General features: G+C 65.0%; 15 protein-coding genes, 1 tRNA gene, 3 pseudogenes and 1 other annotated feature. Of the genes and pseudogenes, 4 read left to right on the top strand and 15 right to left on the bottom strand.

Translation table 11 applies throughout. From position 1 onward, the window contains the following. Both QJR12_RS17580 and QJR12_RS17575 read left to right on the top strand, forming a co-directional pair. A partial coding sequence (locus QJR12_RS17580) for an amidase (RefSeq protein ID WP_300584770.1) occupies window positions 1-1,344 on the top strand: 1,344 nt, incomplete at its 5' end. A gap of 91 nt (window positions 1,345-1,435) precedes the next feature. Further along, entirely contained in the window at window positions 1,436-2,248 is an 813-nt protein-coding gene (locus tag QJR12_RS17575; RefSeq protein WP_300584768.1) for a DUF1906 domain-containing protein, read from the top strand. A gap of 4 nt (window positions 2,249-2,252) precedes the next feature. On the opposite strand, the gene QJR12_RS17570 is transcribed toward QJR12_RS17575, so the two are convergent. The 5 genes from QJR12_RS17570 to QJR12_RS17550 form a co-directional block, all read right to left on the bottom strand. Continuing rightward, complete coding sequence (locus QJR12_RS17570) at window positions 2,253-2,639, bottom strand: DUF2237 domain-containing protein (protein ID WP_300584766.1); 387 nt, start codon at window positions 2,637-2,639, stop codon at window positions 2,253-2,255. Between the two features lie 30 nt (window positions 2,640-2,669). Next, window positions 2,670-3,815 (bottom strand): glycosyltransferase, encoded by a 1,146-nt coding sequence (locus QJR12_RS17565; RefSeq protein WP_300584764.1) that lies wholly within the window; start codon window positions 3,813-3,815, stop codon window positions 2,670-2,672. Window positions 3,816-4,010: 195 nt separating this feature from the next. Further along, on the bottom strand, window positions 4,011-5,474 hold the full coding sequence (locus QJR12_RS17560) for an amino acid permease (RefSeq protein WP_300584762.1): 1,464 nt from the start codon (window positions 5,472-5,474) through the stop codon (window positions 4,011-4,013). Window positions 5,475-5,578: 104 nt separating this feature from the next. Beyond that, window positions 5,579-6,199: a hypothetical protein gene (locus QJR12_RS17555; protein ID WP_300584760.1), complete on the bottom strand. Its 621-nt coding sequence runs from the start codon at window positions 6,197-6,199 to the stop codon at window positions 5,579-5,581. Between the two features lie 878 nt (window positions 6,200-7,077). After that, window positions 7,078-8,697 (bottom strand): hypothetical protein, encoded by a 1,620-nt coding sequence (locus QJR12_RS17550; RefSeq protein WP_300584758.1) that lies wholly within the window; start codon window positions 8,695-8,697, stop codon window positions 7,078-7,080. A gap of 253 nt (window positions 8,698-8,950) precedes the next feature. Between QJR12_RS17550 and QJR12_RS17545 the strand changes: the two genes are divergently transcribed. After that, window positions 8,951-10,215 (top strand): IS3 family transposase gene (locus QJR12_RS17545; protein ID WP_300576643.1). Its coding sequence is split into 2 segments (ribosomal slippage): window positions 8,951-9,257 and window positions 9,257-10,215, totalling 1,266 coding nucleotides; the frame shifts between segments, so codons are not numbered across the junction. Next, window positions 9,253-9,384 (top strand) — a sequence feature (AL1L pseudoknot). (Overlaps the previous gene by 132 nt.) A 51-nt stretch (window positions 10,216-10,266) precedes the next feature. Here QJR12_RS17545 and QJR12_RS17540 read toward each other — a convergent pair. The 4 genes from QJR12_RS17540 to QJR12_RS17525 form a co-directional block, all read right to left on the bottom strand. Further along, the gene (locus QJR12_RS17540; protein WP_300584756.1) at window positions 10,267-10,854 is read right to left on the bottom strand and encodes a Swt1 family HEPN domain-containing protein; all 588 of its coding nucleotides are present in this window, start codon (window positions 10,852-10,854) and stop codon (window positions 10,267-10,269) included. Then, on the bottom strand, window positions 10,851-11,480 hold the full coding sequence (locus QJR12_RS17535; protein ID WP_300584755.1) for a DUF5343 domain-containing protein: 630 nt from the start codon (window positions 11,478-11,480) through the stop codon (window positions 10,851-10,853). The genes QJR12_RS17540 and QJR12_RS17535 overlap by 4 nt, the downstream gene beginning before the upstream one ends. A 269-nt stretch (window positions 11,481-11,749) precedes the next feature. Beyond that, window positions 11,750-11,823, bottom strand: a tRNA-Ile gene (locus QJR12_RS17530). A gap of 5 nt (window positions 11,824-11,828) precedes the next feature. Beyond that, complete coding sequence (locus QJR12_RS17525) at window positions 11,829-12,332, bottom strand: site-specific integrase (RefSeq protein WP_300584754.1); 504 nt, start codon at window positions 12,330-12,332, stop codon at window positions 11,829-11,831. Between the two features lie 29 nt (window positions 12,333-12,361). On the opposite strand from QJR12_RS17525, the pseudogene QJR12_RS17520 reads away from it, so the two are divergent. Continuing rightward, window positions 12,362-13,150 (top strand): annotated as a pseudogene (locus tag QJR12_RS17520) (IS1634 family transposase); the annotation flags it as partial. A gap of 98 nt (window positions 13,151-13,248) precedes the next feature. Here the strand turns inward: QJR12_RS17520 and QJR12_RS17515 are convergent. From QJR12_RS17515 to QJR12_RS17490, 6 genes and pseudogenes are all read right to left on the bottom strand, one after another. Next, on the bottom strand, window positions 13,249-13,836 hold the full coding sequence (locus tag QJR12_RS17515; RefSeq protein ID WP_300584752.1) for a hypothetical protein: 588 nt from the start codon (window positions 13,834-13,836) through the stop codon (window positions 13,249-13,251). Window positions 13,837-13,861: 25 nt separating this feature from the next. Next, entirely contained in the window at window positions 13,862-16,558 is a 2,697-nt protein-coding gene (locus QJR12_RS17510) for a glycohydrolase toxin TNT-related protein (RefSeq protein ID WP_300584750.1), read from the bottom strand. A 4-nt stretch (window positions 16,559-16,562) separates the two neighbouring features. Next, window positions 16,563-16,853, bottom strand: coding sequence for a WXG100 family type VII secretion target (locus QJR12_RS17505; RefSeq protein WP_300576401.1), 291 nt, complete (start codon window positions 16,851-16,853; stop codon window positions 16,563-16,565). Then, window positions 16,846-17,157 (bottom strand): WXG100 family type VII secretion target, encoded by a 312-nt coding sequence (locus QJR12_RS17500; RefSeq protein ID WP_300576399.1) that lies wholly within the window; start codon window positions 17,155-17,157, stop codon window positions 16,846-16,848. The genes QJR12_RS17505 and QJR12_RS17500 overlap by 8 nt, the downstream gene beginning before the upstream one ends. Window positions 17,158-17,193: 36 nt before the next feature. After that, a pseudogene (locus tag QJR12_RS17495) lies at window positions 17,194-17,673 on the bottom strand (LpqB family beta-propeller domain-containing protein); the annotation flags it as partial. 1 nt (window position 17,674) lies between these two features. Then, window positions 17,675-17,848: pseudogene (locus QJR12_RS17490) on the bottom strand (HAMP domain-containing protein); the annotation flags it as partial. Between the last annotated feature and the right edge of the window lie 317 nt (window positions 17,849-18,165).

The raw sequence follows: 18,165 nt of genomic DNA, 5'->3' as shown, positions 1-18,165 counted from the left end.
TCCTCAAATGAGGCAACGAAGGGGGCTACGCGGGCATTTCGGATGAGTCAACGCGTCCCTTTCCTGATCAAAGACCTTGGTCAGCAGTATCGGGGATTTCCCACCTCATGCGGGTCGCGGTCGCTGGCTCATGACGTGGCCGACCAGCATGCCCTGGTCACCCAACGGTTCCTCGATGCGGGCCTGGTGATCTTCGGCATGACCAATACGCCCGAGTTCGGGGCCAAAGGGGTGACCGAATCCGAGTACTGGGGTCCGGCCCGGAACCCGTGGAACATCGGGCACACACCCGGCGGCTCGTCGGGGGGATCCGGGGCTGCCGTCGCAGCGGGCATCGTGCCGGCAGCGGGGGGCAACGACGGCGGCGGTTCGATTCGCATCCCCGCCGCCTGCAACGGGCTCGTCGGCCTTAAGACCAGCCGAGGGCTCTCGCCCTACGGGCCCCAAACCGGTGAGCCGCTGTTCGGCATGTCGGTCCAGGGCGTCGTGTCGCGCACCGTGCGCGATAGCGCCGCCCTTTGCGACGCGATCATCGGCCCCAACCCGCGATCCGGCTATCAGGCTGCGCTTCCGCAGGTCCCGTTCGCCCAACACATCAAGAATCGGCCCGGCACGTGCAGGATCGGGTACTCGACCTCATCGGCGGTCAACCCCCGTCCGCACCGGGAGGCCATCGCCGCAGTCGAAAAGGCGGCGAAGCTTCTCAGCGATCTGGGCCACCACGTCGAGGAAGTTCCGCCACCCTACGACGACGCCGCATTGGCCCGCGATTTTCTCACCATCTGGTTCGCTCAGCTGTACCGGCAGGTCGCCGAGATTAAGCAGCGACTCGGCGCCCGTGACAGCCAGTTCGAGGCCGATACCCTGGCCATGGGTGAGCTCGGCCGGGCCGCCGGCGTGTTGGCACCGCTGCTGGCGCTGGAGAACCGCAACAACTACATTCAGTCCCTGGCGACGTTTCACGAGAGCTACGACTATTTCCTGACTCCCACCCTGGCCACCCCGCCCCTGGCGATCGGTGCCACCACGACACCACCGCGCCTACAGGCGCTGTCGCGGGTGATCAGCAAGGTGCGTGCTGGAAAAGTGCTGGCGCTGCTCGGAATACTGGACGATCTCATTCAAGAGAACCTGGGCTGGATACCCTACACCCAGCTCGCCAACCTCACCGGGCGACCGGCGATCAGCGTGCCGTTGCATTGGACCGACACCGGGCTGCCCCTGGGCGTGCAGTTCGTGGGACGCCTCGGTGCCGACGGTGATCTGCTGCAGCTGGCCGCGCAACTCGAAGAATCCTGCCCGTGGGCTCAGCGGCATCCCGCCCCGGTTGCGCCCGCCAGTTAACTCGCGGTGTCGCCACCGCACGCGGCGCGGGCGAGCCAAGCCCGCAGCCCCGCCTTGCCATTGGCGTGGGCAAACCTTGGTAGCATGGCCCGTGCACGATTCGGCTGCGTTGTGTGGGCGAGGCGAACCGCGATCGATCGGCAGACGCGACGCCCTCAAATACGCTGCTGCCGCGCCACTTCTGCTGGGCTTGGGCGGGCTGGCCGGGGTGCTGGACGCGCAGCAGGCAGCCGCCGCGAACGGCCGGCTGGTCGATTTCGCCGAGCGGCTGGTCCCCCCGGAGCTGATCACATCGGCCGGCTATGACGGGGTGGTGGTTTATGTGTCCGAGTCGCGCCCCGGGGCCAACTTCGATTTCAAGCCCGTCACCCGCGAGTATGCCGATGCGCTTCGCTCGGCGGGCCTGGCGATCGTCAGCAACTACCAGTACGGCAAACCCGGTTGGCCCGCCGCGCCCTCGGATTACACCCGTGGGTACGACGGCGGCGTTGCGGACGCCCGGACAGCCCTGCAGCGTCATTCCGCAGCCGGCGGTCCCGATTCGGCGCCGATCTTCTTCAGCATCGATGAGGACATCGACCACGACACCTTCGCCCAGGGTGCCGTGGAATGGCTTCGAGGAATCAACTCGGTGTTGGGTGTGGCCCGCACCGGCATCTATGGGCATGCCCGGGCCTGTGCCTGGGCGATCGAGGAGAACCTGATCGGGCACTCGGCAACCGCGGGTCATCGCTGGGCCTGGCAGACCAGCGCGTGGTCGGCGGGCCGGCGGGAACCCGCGGCGGTGCTGTATCAGGCCGTGGTCAGCACCCCGGCGAAGCCGGGTCCGCTGCTGGGCGGCATCCCCGTGGATGTGGACGAGGTGCTGGCAGCCGATTTCGGGCAGTGGGACTTCGTCCGATGACCGGCTACAGCCCGCCCAGGTCGTCCGGGACGTCGACGGCATGCTCCCGCAGCGCCTCCAGATCGACCACATCAAGGGTGCGCTCGTGGGTGCAGGCCAGCACCACCGGGGCGGCGCAGCCGTCCCGGTAGGCGCGTAGCCAGTTCAGGGCGGTGACGCACCAGCGGTCGCCGGGCGTCAGGCCCGGGAACCGGTATTCGGGCCGCGGGGTCACCAGGTCATTGCCGATGGAGCGCTGGTGCTCCAGGAACTCGGCCGTCACGACGGCGCAGATGGTGTGCAGGCCAAGGTCTTCGGGCCCGGTCGAGCAGCAGCCGTCACGGTAGAACCCGGTGAGCGGATCGGTGCCACACGGTTCCAAGGGGCCGCCCAGCACATTGCGATCGGGCATTGCCCCAGTATGCCGGGCGGATGGCTGCCTTTACGCGATGCCTTCGGAGTCGGTGCCCCGGCCGGTCACGGTCGCTCCGCTGAGCGTTCGCAGCATGCCGGCCGCCGCCCGCTGCCAGGTGAACATCTCGGCGCGGCGGCGCGCAGCGCTGCGCCGGTCGTGTTCCGGACGGGCCATGATCGCGCGGACCGCGTCCGCGATGGCTGCCGGATCATTGTCGGCCAAGGCGCCGCTGTCCGGGGTGATGATCTCGGCCAGTGCCGATGTGCGGGACACCACCGCGGGTGTCCCGCACGCCAGCGACTCCAGCGCGGCCAGTCCGAACGTCTCATGCGGCCCCGGGGCCAGCATGACATCCGCGGAGGCCAGCAGCGCCGCGACCAGGCGCCGATTAGCGACGTATCCGGTGAACTCGATCGGCAGCCCGGCGGCCTGGCGCCGCAGCCTGGCCAGCAGGGGGCCGTCGCCGACAACCACCAGGCGGGCGTCCACGCCGACGGCGCACAGCGCGGCGAGCGCGTCGATGCTGCGGTCGGCGCGCTTTTCCACCGACAGCCTCCCGCAGTGGACCAACAGCACCTGCGCCGCCGCGGCCAAGCGGTGCCGGATCCGGGTGCAGCGCCGGTGCGGGTGGAAAACCTGCAGATCAACTCCCCAGGCGACGGTGACGGTGTTCGTCGCGCCGATGCGATCGAATTCCTCGCGGGCGAACCTGGTGGTGCACACCACGGTGTCGTAGTCGGCGGCGGTACGGGCATTGGCCAAATCCGCGAACTTACGCGCAGCGCAGCGCGGAAGTATTTGGCCTGCAAGGCGATCCAGACGCTCATGGGAGATCATCACGGTCGTCGCGCCATGTTCACGGCCCCATCGACCCAGTGACCGCAACGTGAGCCGGTCAGAAACCTCCAAAGCATCCGGCCGTAGCGCCCACAGCAGTGCTTTCACCGGCCCCGGCATCACCGCCCGATAGCCGCCGGTGAACGGAATCAACCGGGCGGGCACGGTGATTCGAACGACGCCCGTGCCCAGCTGGCGCCGCCCGGCGCGCGGGCCCGGGACGATGAGGAACACCTCGTGGCCGGCCGCGCAGTATTCCGCGCCCAGCCGGTCCACCGCGGTGCGCAGGCCGCCGGAGCGAGGCCCGTAGAAGTTGGCGACCTGAACGACTCGCATACCGTGAGAAGAACCGCCACCCGTGTGTGGTTCCCGACGTGGCGCTGACGCCCGGGTGAACCGATCATGAATTCCACCGATCGGCAAACGGTAGGTGACCTCACCGCGAATTCCCCCAGCGAATTCCCCCAGCGAATTCGGGTCAGCCACCGCCCCTTGGGCCGACCCACGCTCCTAATGGGCCCTGGGGGATGTTTAGCTGCCCGCGGCGGACCGGGACGTCGCGACGCCGCCGCCCCCGCGGTCATTGAGCGCACTGTGCCGGCGACCCCACGTCAAATAGAAAACTGACGCGACCGCCAACCAGCCGGTAAACGCGATCCAGGTGGAGCGGTGCAAGCTGGAGGCCAGATAGGCGCACACCGCCACGGACAGGAGCGGCGTCACCGGGTAACCCGGCACGGTGAAGCCCCGGGGCGCATTCGGTGCCCGAACCCGCAGCACGATCACGCTCAGCGACACCACCGCGAACGCGGCCAGGGTGCCCAGGGAGACGATTTCGGCCAGCCGTCCCAGGGGCACCAGGCCGGCCAGAAGCGCCACCGCAGCACCCACTATCACGGTGTTGCCGACGGGTGTCATGGTGTGCGGGTTGACCTTCGCGAACGTCGGGGGCAGCAATCCGTCACGGCTCACCGCGAATAGGATCCGGGTCTGGCCGTAGAGGGTCACCAGCGTCACCGAAAAGATCGAGATCGCCGCGCCGGCAGCCAGGATCGTGCCGGCCGCGGCGTTCCCGGTGACCTCGTCCAGGATCGCCGCCAGCCCCGCCTCCTGACCCCGAAAGTCCTGCCATGGCTGGCTACCTATCGCGGCGACAGCGACCAGCAGATAGACACCGACCACGATGAGCATGGCCGCGATGATCGCTCGCGGCATCGCGTGTTGGGGGTCTTTGACCTCGTCACCGGCGGTGGAGACCGCGTCCAGCCCGATGTAGGTGAAAAAGATCGTGCCCGCCGCCAGGCTGATGCCCGAGGCCCCCAACGGCGCGAAGTCGGCAAACCGCCGGGGGCTGAACCCGGTGGAGGCGATGGCCGCGAACATCAGCAGCACTCCGAGTTTGATCACCACCATCACCGTGTTCGCCTTGGCCGATTCGCTGACCCCGCCGATCAGCAGCGCCGTGCACATGGCCACCAAGACGATGGCGGGCAGGTTGACAACACCCGGATGGGCATCCCACGGCCCCGCTGAAATAGCTTGGGGCAGTTGAAATCCGAACGTGTTCGTGAACACCTTGTTCAGATACTGACTCCACCCGATAGCCACCGCGGCGGCGGACACGCCGTACTCCAGCAGCAGGCACGCCGCGACGCCGACCGCCGCGAACTCCCCGAGGATGGCATAGGCGTACGAGTAGGCCGATCCGGAAACCGGTAGCGTCGAGGCCATCTCGGCGTAGCAGATCGCGGTGAGACCCGCAGCGATGCCGGCGATGACGAACGAAACGACCACTGCGGGACCGGCTTGCGGGACCGACACCGAGAGAATGACAAAGATACCGGTGCCGACCGTCGAGCCGACACCGAACATGGTGAGCTGAAACGTTCCCAGACTGCGCCGCAGGTGATCTGCGGCGCCGGTGGCGACCGGTCCCCCACTGAGCGGCCGGCGCCGCAGCATCTGCTGCGGCAGGCCGGGCGGCGGAGATGACATGGCGCCTCCTCCCCGGGATGCTTTGAGTATGCCCGGGTGGCGGCGGGGGCAACGAAAGATCGGCCGATGCGCTCACCGGCCCGACAGCCACAGCCGCGGGCCGGTTAGGTTGGCAGTCCCTTTTTGATGGCGGCGTCTTGTTTGCGACCTACGTCGGTAATGAAATCCGGCGGTGCGGGCACCCCGGGAGGACCGTCGAATTCGAGGGTGACGAGCGCTCTGCCCTCGGTGAAACGCAGCATCGTCACACCCTTGGACCTGTCCGGGGCGTCCCCCGAGACCGACGTCCCGCCGGTGCCGACGGGTAGCGGGGCGGGTTTTCCGGTCCTGGCTCCGGGTAGCGTGGCCTTTGCCGCGTCCAGCGCGGCCCGGGCCGCGGCGGGATCCGGAAAGATCAGGATGGTGTCGACGATGACGTGGCCGCCGTCCTGGGTTGTGAACGTCACCTGCGCGCCGTCCCGGCCGTCCGGATTCTGTATCGGCGGGCCTGCGGTGAAGGCTTCCGGCGCGTTGATCTCGCCCGCAGTGATGAGCAGCTTCGCGTAGTCCGTCGGCCGGGCGGGCGCCGAGGTGGTGGCCGGGCCGGTGGTGCCCGGCGCCGGGGCCGCCGACCGCGGGGTTGCGGCCGGCGACTTCGCCTTGCCGCTGCATCCAGCCACCGGGCCTCCCAGCACAGCTGCCGCCACGGCGAGCCCGGCAGCCGCCACCCGTGGAGTCTTCTTCATCCCCTGGTTGTCCTTGCCCCGTGATTGTCCTTCCCGGCAACCTCGCCGACCGGCCCGCGCAGACCACCCCGGCGCCGGGCAACTATATCCGAATCCACGGGCCTTCACTGCTTCGCCGTGCTTTCCGGCGAGGGAAAGACCCCGCCCCGCAGGCCCGGCAGGGGAAACTACCGCCCTAACCAATCCGGCGTCGCACGGCGATCTCGTCGGCGCCGATCACCTCGACCATTCGCGGATGTCAACGTCCCGGGGCGTCGGCGCCGCAGGGCCGCGACCTATCCCCGGATGCGCACCTACCGAGATTCGAGATCGACCTGTCGGCAGAGCGCACGAGAAGGCTTCGCGAGAAGACCGAGAAGACTTATAGCCCCGGCTCTGACGTGGGGCGGGCGGGGCTCGAACCCGCGACCAACGGATTATGAGTCCCTTTCCGACAGCGCTCCGACCTGCGCATATGCCTTAGCTGTTCACAGCGAAACGCCTGTAAGACAGTGTTTTCGGGCGTTGCCAGTACCGTCGCGGTACGCCTTCGGTACGGGTACAAATTGCCCTCAGTCGCCGGTATCTCGCCGGTACGAGCCCGTTAGCTGACGGTTGGGCCGGGGCATGGGTCGGACACAGGCGGATCGCCCCGGCCCGTCGGGCTTGTCAGAGGACGGTGGTGAAATGCGGACGGACGCGCCTGTCAACGCGGCGTTTAGCGACCCGTAGCTAGCGACCCTTGGTCGCTAGGACTTTGAGGGTTGTCTTGAGTTTTCAGGCTGCCATGGGCAGGAGGCGGGCGTTGTCGATGCGTTAGGTGATGCGAGTTTCTATGGGGAGCACGGTGTTTGGCAGTGTTGGTGGTGCGGGCGACCGTTGAGTATTGTCTTGAGTTTTTAGGCGGCCCTTGGCAGGATGCGGGCGTTGTCGATCCGTTCAGTGACGTGAGTTTCAATGGTAAGCAATGCGTTTCGCAGTGCCGGTGGTGCAGGTGGTTGGTTTGCTGCGAGGAGGGGGCGCAGCAGGCGGTTGTGCAGTTTGGTGTAGAAGATCGCGAACCGCAGCCCGTCGGGGGTGAGGCGATACAGGTTGCGGCCCGGGATTCGGGTGATCAGGCCGTTGACACGTAACCGGGTCAGGTCGTAGCTGGCCTGGTTCATGGTGTAGGCGGTGCCGTCGAGCAGTCCGGTCATCAAGGCGCGCAGGCTCTTGTTGGTGATGCCGGTGACGGCGAGCATCGTCGTGCACAGGGCGCCGGCCAGGGCTTTTACCCGAGGATCGCCGAACCGTAAGGCCGGGGTCCTCCTGCCATCCTCGGTGAGGGTGGGCCGCGCGATCCGCTCAAAGGCTGGACTCGCAAGGACACAGCCCTGGCCGACACGTTCAGTATCGAGCAGGCGGCGATTGATTGCACGTGCGCGGGCGGCCAGCTCGTCGAGATGGACCAGGCGCCGCTGGCAGCGCAGGTCATCGGGTGAGTTGATGACGGTCTCGACCCGCAGCGCCCGCTCGTGTTTCAAGTACTGCTTGATGCGCGAGCTTTTGTAGAAGGCGTTGACGGTCACGTCGGTGCCGCGGGTGACGATCTTCGTTTTTGGCACACAGTCGATTTTTGGGGGCCTGCCCGGGCGTCGGGGGCCGTGGAAGATCAGTTCCACACTGTCGGGGCGGCCGATGTCGAGGTTGTCGGCGACCAAGGATTCAAAAAACGAGCGGGCGTGCCGTGGGGCGTCGAACACCAGGGTGCGTGAGACCTCGATCTGGCGCATCGACAGTTCCCACCAGTAGCCCGCGGCGCGATCGGTATCGGTCAGCGGCAATGGCAGCCGGCTCATCCAACGCTCGAAGAACACCATGATCGCCCCTGGGCCCAGCCGGTCACAGATGGCTTGCAGCGCGACGGGATCCGCACAACTGGCAAACCCGTTGGACAGCTCGGTGAAATCGATACCGGCCTGGCTGGCCTGGCGTTTTGCGTACTCGTGGCCATTGAGCCACACCTTGATCGGGTAGGGGAAATAGGTGCAGACCTTGATGAACGCCGGCCCGAAATCGACATCCCAGACATACAAATAAAAACACGACACCCGCCGGTCGGCCTTGCAAAACGAAAACCATGGAACACCGTTGTTGCCGATATGTTTTGCCGAGGCGAACACGTTCTGAAACTCCTGGGCGGTGCCGATCGCGGCCACGCCGGATTGGCCGGTGCGCGCCTGGCGAGCCAGATATGGGCGCATCACCTCGATCTTGCGGTCGTCCTTGGAGAACCGCACCAGCGGGATCTCATTGCCGACGGCGAAGCGCTCCACAGCTTTGCGAAACGTCGCGCCGATCTTTTCAATGATCGCCGGAGAGGGGATCGGATAGCCCAGATGCGCGGTCATAAACGACACCACCTGCCCGCCCACCTGCAGATTAGGCACATAGCCGTTCAGATAGATCCGATCCATGCACTCCACATCCAGGACCACATGCCCATCAAGGACATCGTTGACCGTCACAACCGCAGCCATGATCCTCAGCCTGCTCGGTCAAAGCGATCCTGACCAGCGCCCAGCCTGGCGGCGGCTTCGGAGCGTGAGGGCAGGCTCGGACCGCCACTCAACCAGCAGTCAACCCCAACGAACCCACCCAACCCGACCACCCACCTCGGCGGTCCGAGGCTGGCCTCACTGGTCGGTCGCCGGGCGAAGGCAAACGCCAACTACAAGATGAATCGCCCTGGAAATGCTGGAGGCTCCAGACCTTGGAATCGAGGATGGAGTCATGCCGAAGAAACAGTCACCGCCGAGCAAGCCGACGAGTCGCCGCTACAGCGCCGAGCAAAAGGCCGGAGCGGTACGGATGGTCCGGACATTACGGGCGGAGTTGGGTAGCGACCACGGCGTTGTCGCCCGGGTCGCCGATCAGCTTGGCTACGGGGTGGAGTCGGTGCGGACCTGGGTGCGCCAGGCCGACATCGACGACGGCTATCAGCCCGGGGTGTCGACCACCGAGGCGCGACGCATGAAGGAACTCGAACAGGAGAATCGAGAACTCAAGCGCGCCAACGAGATACTGAAACGAGCGGCGAGTTTCTTCGGGGCGGAGCTCGACCGCCAACACAAGAAATAGTCGACTTCATCGACGCCAACCGGGAAGAATTCGGGGTCGAGCCCATCTGCACCGTGCTGCACAGCGCAGGCGTGTCGGTGGCCCCGAGCACCTACTACGCTGCCAAGAAACGCGGCCCGTCGAAACGAGCCTGCCGGGATGCGGTCATGGGTCCGGTCCTGGTCAAGCTCTTCGAGGACAACTACAGCGTCTACGGCGCCCGTAAGCTGCACAAAGCCGCCGTCAGGGCCGGCCACGACATCGGCCGCGACCAGGTAGCGCGGCTGATGCGCGCCGCCGGCATCGCCGGGGTGCGCCGCGGCAAGAAGGTCCGCACCACCCGACCTGAAGAAGGTGCCCAACGCCACCCGGACCTGGTCAAGCGGAACTTCACCGCAGACGCCCCCAACCAGCTGTGGGTGACCGATCTGACGTTCGTGCCCACCTGGGCTGGGGTGGCCTACGTCTGCTTCATCATCGACGTGTTCAGCCGGATGATCGTCGGCTGGCGGGTGGCCTCGAACATGCGCACCACGATGGTGCTTGATGCCATTGAGATGGCCCGCTGGTCGCGCGGAGCTGTGTTGGCGGGCTTGCGCTGTCACTCAGACGCCGGCAGCCAGTTCACCTCGCTTCGCTATACCGAGCGCCTCGCCGAGATCGGCGCAGTGCCCTCGATCGGCACCGTAGGCGACAGCTACGACAACGCTCTGGCCGAGACCGTCAACGGCTACTACAAGGCCGAGCTGATCTACGGTCCCGCGCGGCCCGGCCCGTGGAAGACCGTCGAAGACGTCGAGCTAGCCACCCTCGGCTGGGTGCACTGGCACAACACCGCCCGGTTGCACGGCTACCTCGGCCACCTACCGCCAGCAGAATTCGAGGACACGTTCTACGCTGGCAGACGGACCGACCAAGCCCTGGTCGGAATCCAATAAACCGAGCCTCCATCGAACCCAGGGCGGTTCAAGACGCGCGGCAAGTAGCAGTTATTCCATGAGCCGGAAGTAGTCTCGGACCGCAAGCCGGAGCCTGAGCACTTCATCCTCAGCTAGCGGCGAGCAGTGGGCAATCGGCAGGCGCAAACTGTTCAATGTGCCCATGACCTTCTCGACCGCTTTCACGTTCGAGAAGGTCTGCGAAAAGATGCTCCAATTCATCTTGATGATCTCGCTCAGTTCACCGAAGTTAGAGAATGCGAGAATGTCCGCAGATCGCGGCGTCATCCCCGATTCAATCTCCTTCTTGCGCCGCGCCTCGCAATCCTTCTTGATCTGCCCCGGAATATATTGAGTCGTCCACCATTCGTCTGCCTCGGCTGACAAAATATCTGAAATCTGTTGTCGAATAGTGTTTTCGAGCGAGTAGAACACTTCGTAGTGGCTGCCCATATTGGCGGCCTCTTTGCGAATATCTGTCTGTAGCTGCGGGTAATAGTCGGCATCAGCCGATTCCACCGCCCGCGACGCCAGCCCCAGATCAAGCGCCAGCTGCCGCTCTACCTTCGACAAGTTGTAGTGCAGCAATTGGTTTGACGCGAAGAACAGCTTGATCGAGTCTTCACCTTCTCGCGTCATAGAAGGTGTTCCTTCAAGCTCTTGAAGATGGCGTCGAATACAGCGATGTCAGGAGTCGGTGGCAGATTCAGGTTGATGGTGTAGCCGAGCCGAAGCTCACCAGGGCCGTTTTTCTGTTGGCCCCCACCCGGATGATCCGTCTGGTCTTGCTGCTCACCGCCGGCATCGCTGTCATCAGCTTCGTCATCCTTATGTTCGTCGAATGTCGCGAATGCGCGCAAGGCTTTGAACGAACCGACGGCGGCCTTGACCATGCCCGAATCCGACTCCCAGCCGGTCGCTTGAAGGATGGTGTCGCGTAGCTTCTTGTCGTCGAGATCGTGAACGAACTCGTGGATGTCGTAAAGGTCTTGATAGCCCTTTTTCAACGCCTCGGCAGCAGCGCGCCCCGCCTTCGATGCGTTGCGGAATCTGACATATATGTCGGTCGGCGTGCCGTCGGAGTTCAGGAAGCCCGTCCGTTTCAGGTACGGGATGACTGGACGAGCACTTCCACCGCTTAGCCCGATCTTCGTTTCCAGGAAGTCTTGTGTGAACCGCTGGGGCGTAGTAGCCGTCTTGATCTTCTCAAGAGCGCGGGTGATGTTGCCGTACGCGTTCATGTACGGGATCTTGGAATCCGCCACGGTGAACCTTTCCTGATGAAACTACCCAGCAGCCTATGGTGGCGCTCCGACATTTCCTGGCACGACACGCCGGTCGGCATCCCCAATTTCGGGCCGAAGTCTGCTTTGATATTTGGCCCTTGTGACGCAAGTGGCTCTTGAGGCTAATGTGGCGAGGCAGTTAGCTAGCGCGGCATGTACCGCGCCACACGCCGGTACGACGCCGGTAAATCGCACCCTACGTAGACGGCCTAACGACCACAAATACGTTCTGACCAGCCGAAATAGAGTGGGGCGGGCGGGGCTCGAACCCGCGACCAACGGATTATGAGTCCGCGGCTCTAACCGACTGAGCTACCGCCCCTTGTGCTAACTAACTGCGGATATGGTCTCCGTTTCGTTGTGCCCGGCTTCCGAATACCGCAGTAATACCGCAGTGCTCTCGATGGCCTTGCCGAGCGCATCTGCCACGCCCGCCAGGTCGTCGCTGAGCAGGTGGCCATAACGGTCCAAGGTCATGGCCGCTGTCGCATGCCCGAGAAGCCTCTGCACGACCTTGACATTAGCGCCCGCGCTGATCGCCAGCGACGCCGTGGTGTGGCGTAGCCCGTGCGGCACCAGGCCGGTGATGCCGACAGCGCTGCAGGCTTTTTCGAACGCTCTGCGGTACTCCTCGATGGGCAGGTGCCCACCACGACGGCTCGGGAACACGAGTGCGTTCGGATCACTCGGCAGCTCATGCTGCAGCCGCTGCCACACCGGCCCGGGAACGGGCACGTGGCGCGCCCGGTTCGTCTTCGTCGTGGTCTCGACAATCCCTCTGCCGGTGACATACGTAGCCGATGAGCGGATCGTCAACTCCCGGTCGCCCACATGCCTGCGGCGCAGCGCCGCCGCCTCACTCTGAGGCCAACCAGAAGGCCATCTTCGCTGCCGGACTGTCGTTCATCCTCGGTACCCGTATCCCTTACGTGCCGCAGATCATCACCGAGTGGCGAGACAAACACCCCGGTCAAGAGATCCCCGATCAGCAGGTGTTCACCCAGCCGTGGCCGGCTACAGCCGTCGAGAAGGCCCGCGGTATCCCTGATCGGGTGATCTACTACCAGTACCGTCACGACCGGGCCCGCCGGACGTTGCGTGGCATCGATGAGCAGATCGCCAAAGCCGAAAATGCTGTCGCAGGCAAGGTCTCGGTCAAACGTAACCGGTTCATCAAGCTCACCGGAGCCCAGAAGAGCATCAACCGTGACCTGGAGGCCAAGGCCCGGGCGTTGGCCGGTATCAAGGGCTACACGACCAACCTCACCGATCAGGCCCCGGAGTTCGTCATCGGCGCCTACCACCGGCTATGGCGTATCGAGAAGAGTTTCCGGATGTCCAAGCACGACCTGCAAGCCCGGCCGATCTATCATCACAAACACAAGTCGATCGAGGCGCACCTAAGCATCGTGTTCGTCGCCCTGGCCATCAGTCACTGGATTGAGCACCAAACTGGTTGGAGCATCAAGAAATTCGTACAAACACTACGCCGCTACCGCACCGTGACCATCCGCGCCGGCAACCACACCCCCACCGCAGCCGACCCGCTACCCGCCGAAATCCAAGCCGCCCTGACCGCGATCACCTCACCTGCCGATCCGCCCAGCGGCTGTGGCGCCAGCGATACGGTCGCCGAAGGTGCGCACTAAATTGTCCTAACTCGGGTTTCACTGCACCCGCAAACAGCGGGCCGCAACCCAGACTTCACGCCGATTGCCCGGTTAAAGTCGAAGAGCCGCCAAATGTCCTAACTCAGGTTCGATTCTGCAGCAAGTCGAGAAGTCACATTTTCCGGAAAGTCTTCCAACAGTACCGCATCTAACTCATCATATGAAATTGGAAGGATGTGGTTGTATGGTTGAATACCTCCAGAATACGCAATGAAATAGACCTTGGGGTCTGAGCGCAATATGTACTTCGCTTGCTTGTCGGAAATCATGACCTTCTCAACATTCGGATCAAGCCCCTGGGCGCGCCACTTTCGCGTTGTCGACTGCATCCGGCAATCGGCTCTGAGATCAGTCACTGTTTCGTAGATGATGAATTTTCCTGCATCTTCAATTCGCGAGAACACCGCCTGTAAGGATTCTATCGGTGTATTGCGTCGCTCCGTGGACGCGTGAAGCACCCGAAAATTCTCATCCGTATCAGATTCGATGATATATGCTGTCCAATCAGGGTACGGGTAACCCCTGCGGAAGTAAAGCCGGCCGTTTTCCCAATCCGGTTCGTCCGGGGCTAAACGTCCCTTTCCAGCATACTGATACACTCTACGCCACTTGTTATACCGGTCAATCAACTCGGTGACCTGTCGGTCACTCGGATCTATACCCATGGTAACGATGCCTCCGTTCCTAATGTCATTTCGGCCACGCCCAAGGCCCGATGGGTAGGTCGAGTTCCTGCAACATGCCTTCCTTTAACAATTTAATAACCGATATCGGTTCTTTCGTTTCTCGATCGATGACTACCCACTGGTCACCACCGCCTGGTTGGCCAAATGCGTCTTTAGCAGGGCCGTGCAATACCACCCAATTTTTGTCTGCCGGAACCAGTTCGCCGGTGCTTTCGAATACGTGGTATTGGGAGGCAAGACCCGGAGCAGGTGCGCGTTCCGCCAAAGGAGTTCCCTCTAGCGACATGAATGCTCCCTCATTGGGCCCTACGCGATCGAGGTGCTGACCACCGGGTATGTGATCGCTCTCCTCAGGGGTTCCAGCGAATCCATTGTTCGGAGCCTGATTGTCCCAGTCCCACCGCAGCTTGCCATCTGGACCCGACACCGTGAATTCATGCTTGAATTCCTCCGGCGTCCGACCGGCCAACGGATCGTAACCGTCAAGCACGTGTTGCGGTACACCGCCTTCTGCCAGCCGACTGATCTCCGCGTCGGGATGCTCCAGGATTCCCAATGCATCGGCGGGAGAATGCGGATAGTCGATACCAGGGATTTTTGGATCAGGCGCCGATAGACCATGCCCGCCGTCGGTCATGTGCGACACGTCACCGCTGCTGCCATCCTCGAGCGGGCTTTCATGGTCGGCGGGTGAGGCGCTGTCCCCCGGGTGCAGTCTGTGTGGGCCGCCATCGCCAGATCCAGGAGGCACACTGTCGTTCGGCAGCGTCGGTTCGTGCGCCCTGTCCGGATAGGAGTCGGGGATCGGCTTATGCAGCGGCGACATCGGCGCTGGTTGGGGCGGATGCGCGCTACCTGGCGTCGGTTGGCCCGGATGGCCGTCGGGCGAGGCGGCCACTCGCGGCGTAGCACCGAACTGCGCGCCAGACGGGGGTAGCTGCTCAGCTGGCGCGGCGGGTGCAGGTGCGGAATGCTCGCCTGCGGGCACCGGAGTCGGTTCCTGCATACCGCCTGGCGCGGTCGGACCTGGACGCTCATCGATGGGTGCCCGTTCGTGCGGGCCGACCGGGATCTCCGGCTGCCCCGGCGCAGGAGCGGGGGCGGGCGCCGACTCCGGCGGGCGCACCGGCTCAGCTTTGGGTGTGGGCGCTGACTCGACGGGTGGGCCCGGCCTGACCGGCGGCTCACCGGGCCCCGGCGGCGGCAGGCCCACCGGGCGACCCCCGGCCGGTGGGTCGCTCTTGGGTAGATTGCCGCCGACGTTTTGAAGATCTCTTGTTAAAGCGTCGGAGGTCTTGCCGATATCACCCCAGGCGCCGCTGACCCGACCCAGGTCACCCGCCTCGCCCAGGGCGCGCCCGCCGCGGCCGACGGTGCCGGCGGCATCGGCCGCCTCGGCGGCTTCACCGGCGGCACCGGCTTCCCCGAGCCCGGGGATCCCCAGCATCGCGATGTCAAACAGGTTTTCCCCGGCCCCCAAACCGGGCCGGTCAGCGCGCCACTCCTCGGCATGCAGCAGTCCCCTGGCCAAGGTGGTGCGCGCCTGCGGATCCAGTGCATCGAGCAGGGGAGCAAAAGCGGGATCCCCCACCGCCAGGGTCTCGGCGACACCTTTGGCCAGGCCCTCCCAGGCGGCCGCCGCACCCTTGGGGTCGTAGGCGAACCGGGCCGGGTCAAGCTGCTGGAGGCTTTCCCCCATCCCCGCAGCGCCCTTAAGCACCCCCTCACCCACATTGGTGTAGGTATCAAACACCGTCGCCAGCGGGTTGCCGACCTCCTCACCCACAAAATGGGTGATCTCGGCGCGCACATAGATCTGTAACCCCCGCACCAGCCCGTCAAGCACCTGCATGCCCTCGCGCAGCAGCTGCTGGCGGGCCTGGGCTTGGCGCATCAGGTTACCCAGCACCGCCTTAATGTCCTCGGCGATCTTTTTGACCTCCTCAAGGCCGTGACCCGTGACAACCTCCACCAGCTCGTGAACAAGGCCCGACACTGACCCCAACCGGTGCAGCAGATCCCGGATCGCGTCCTGGGTGCGGGCCACGTCTTGCGCGAAATCATCCAGGCCCTTAGCCAGCCTGTCGCACTGTGCGCCGATGCCGGCGATGTCGGTGCCCAGCGTCGCTAACGCCCGCCCAATCAGCTCACCCTCGGGGATCCGCTGCGCGCCCACCACCGAATTCGGGCCGGCCAGCGCGTCTTTCACGCCATGAAGCGCGCCAGCAAACGTGCGCCAGCAGGCCGCGGCGGCGTGCATCTGCGCCGGGTTGCCATCCGGCCACACATCCCCGACAAACGCCTGCACCAGCGCCCACAGCGGCGGGGGCGGCACCCCGGGACCCAGGGTCCACGGCGCCCCGGGGGCCGCGAACTCACCCGGGGCCGTCGGCGTCACCAACACCTGCGCACCCCCACCCAGCGTCGACGCCGCCTCCGCCCGCGAGTAATTAGACGCCGACACCTGGACCTTGAACCCGGTGCCCCGGCACGCATTGACCGCAGCGGCCGCCGCCGTCAACACCGACTCGGCCGCATCCTGATACTGCAGCCCGAACACCTCACCGGCGGCATCCTGACCCGTGTTCGCCCCAAAACCCCCGGTCAGCGCCCCCACCGCCGCCACCAAACCCTCGCCGACCGCCACCACCGCGGCCCCCGCGCCATCCAAGGCAGCAGGATCCACCGCCAGCGGCGCCATCAGCTCATGACCACATGCTCAGATTCTGTGCCATCACCCCGGTGAAGTTGGTGTGCGCGGTGCCACCCGCTTCCTGCAGCCGCGCCAGCGCCACGCGCATCATCTGCTCACCACCAGCCCAATGCCGATGCGCCAGCACATGAGCCGCCGCCGCCTGCCCCGACCACGTGGCATGCAGAGTGGTCACCAACGAATCGATCTCACCCAGCATGCTTTCGGCATAACGCTGAAACTCACCCATCCGCTCCACCGCCTCGGCCAACGCCGCCGGATCCACCCGAAACGCCTCAGCCATCGGCCACACCCCCCAACCGCTGCGCCGAGATCGACTCGTTGTCTTGAAACTCCACCCCGGCGCCACCGACCGCCTCGGCCAAAATCGACAACCCCAGCATCACCTCACCGGCCCCGCGATGCCACAGCTCCCACGCCGAGGCATACGCGCGCCCCGACACCCCCTGCCAACCGCCCAGCATCTGGCCGACCTGCCCATCCAGCTCAGCCAGCCTGGCCCGCAGCGCCTCGGCGCCACCACAAAGCGCCTGCGCGACAACCGTCATCGCCGCCGGATCCACCCGCAGCGTCTCATCGGAAGCCACCCGACAAACCTAACCACGCACCTGGGCCGCCACAACTCAGCCCGCCAGCACCGGCAGCGCCCCGGGCGTCATGAATCCCGGCGTATCCGACCAGCTCTATCGTTTTCCGCGGCCGAAGTCGACAACTGCGCCACCCCGCACGGGTCGCGACATACACCGTCGACGGGTTGGCCGCCACCGTGAACACCGGCACCTGCAAACCACGGCTGGGCGCATCAGAATTCACCCCATCCAGGTTCACCTACGACACGGATGCGCGGCGTCGGTGCGGCTGACCACGATGTCATCACCGGTGCGCCACGACAGCGACACCACCGAAAAGCCGAGCCCAAAACCCAGTCGCTGCGGATACGTCAGGGTGAACACACCGGACGGCGGCTGCTCGACACCGGCCAGGATCACCCGCCCCTGGATGACCATCGCGGCGCGGGTCCCGTTGCGGGACGGCTGCAACTGGGCGATCCGGCCCGGAAAGCGGCTGAAGACCGCGGCCGAATCCATCGGAATCCGCGTGGGCGGCCATGTCGTTGAACGACATCGCCAGCCGGGCCAGGTCGTCGTCACCACCCACCGGCATCCGCTCAGAGAGGTGGCCCTCGGCGAACCGCTCTGCCATCCGCGAGGCCGACCGCACCGGAACCACTATCAGGCGCCAGGACAGCCATGCGACACCGGTCACCAACACCAGCAGGCCGGGGTTCCTGCGATGAGTGCCACGGACCATGGCAGCGCCCCGCCGGGAGCCGGACGGCCGTGGTGCAACGGGTGCGCCTTCTGATGGGGGAAGTCAGTCGGCTGCTTGGCAAGCCAAGCAGGACAAGGAAGTAGGTAAGCATAGCAAGGAAGTCCAGCGCCAGCAAGGTGACGAGCGCCAAGGTCGCCCGCAAGGCCTCGGCAGCCTTGCGAGATGGCCGGTCCTCGACACGGACAAAGTCCGTCGCCGGCAGCGCGTTGGTCGTGTCCCTGCGGCGGTGTAAAAGGGTTCGGACGTAGGTTCCCTCGAAGACG

Origin of the sequence: Mycobacterium sp. (assembly GCF_029961025.1) — a bacterium.
In the GTDB taxonomy this organism is placed as follows: Bacteria; Actinomycetota; Actinomycetes; order Mycobacteriales; family Mycobacteriaceae; genus Mycobacterium.
The sequence above is the reverse complement of the archived record's forward strand: the minus strand, read 5'-3'. Positions and strand labels throughout refer to the sequence as shown.

Coding starts and splice junctions, on each gene's coding strand:
- QJR12_RS17570 (WP_300584766.1), bottom strand. CDS start 2,639: ATGCCCGATCGCAATGTGCTGGGCGGCCCCTTGGAACCGTGTGGCACC.
- QJR12_RS17565 (WP_300584764.1), bottom strand. CDS start 3,815: ATGCGAGTCGTTCAGGTCGCCAACTTCTACGGGCCTCGCTCCGGCGGC.
- QJR12_RS17560 (WP_300584762.1), bottom strand. CDS start 5,474: ATGTCATCTCCGCCGCCCGGCCTGCCGCAGCAGATGCTGCGGCGCCGG.
- QJR12_RS17555 (WP_300584760.1), bottom strand. CDS start 6,199: ATGAAGAAGACTCCACGGGTGGCGGCTGCCGGGCTCGCCGTGGCGGCA.
- QJR12_RS17550 (WP_300584758.1), bottom strand. CDS start 8,697: ATGGCTGCGGTTGTGACGGTCAACGATGTCCTTGATGGGCATGTGGTC.
- QJR12_RS17540 (WP_300584756.1), bottom strand. CDS start 10,854: ATGACGCGAGAAGGTGAAGACTCGATCAAGCTGTTCTTCGCGTCAAAC.
- QJR12_RS17515 (WP_300584752.1), bottom strand. CDS start 13,836: ATGGGTATAGATCCGAGTGACCGACAGGTCACCGAGTTGATTGACCGG.
- QJR12_RS17510 (WP_300584750.1), bottom strand. CDS start 16,558: ATGGCGCCGCTGGCGGTGGATCCTGCTGCCTTGGATGGCGCGGGGGCC.
- QJR12_RS17505 (WP_300576401.1), bottom strand. CDS start 16,853: ATGGCTGAGGCGTTTCGGGTGGATCCGGCGGCGTTGGCCGAGGCGGTG.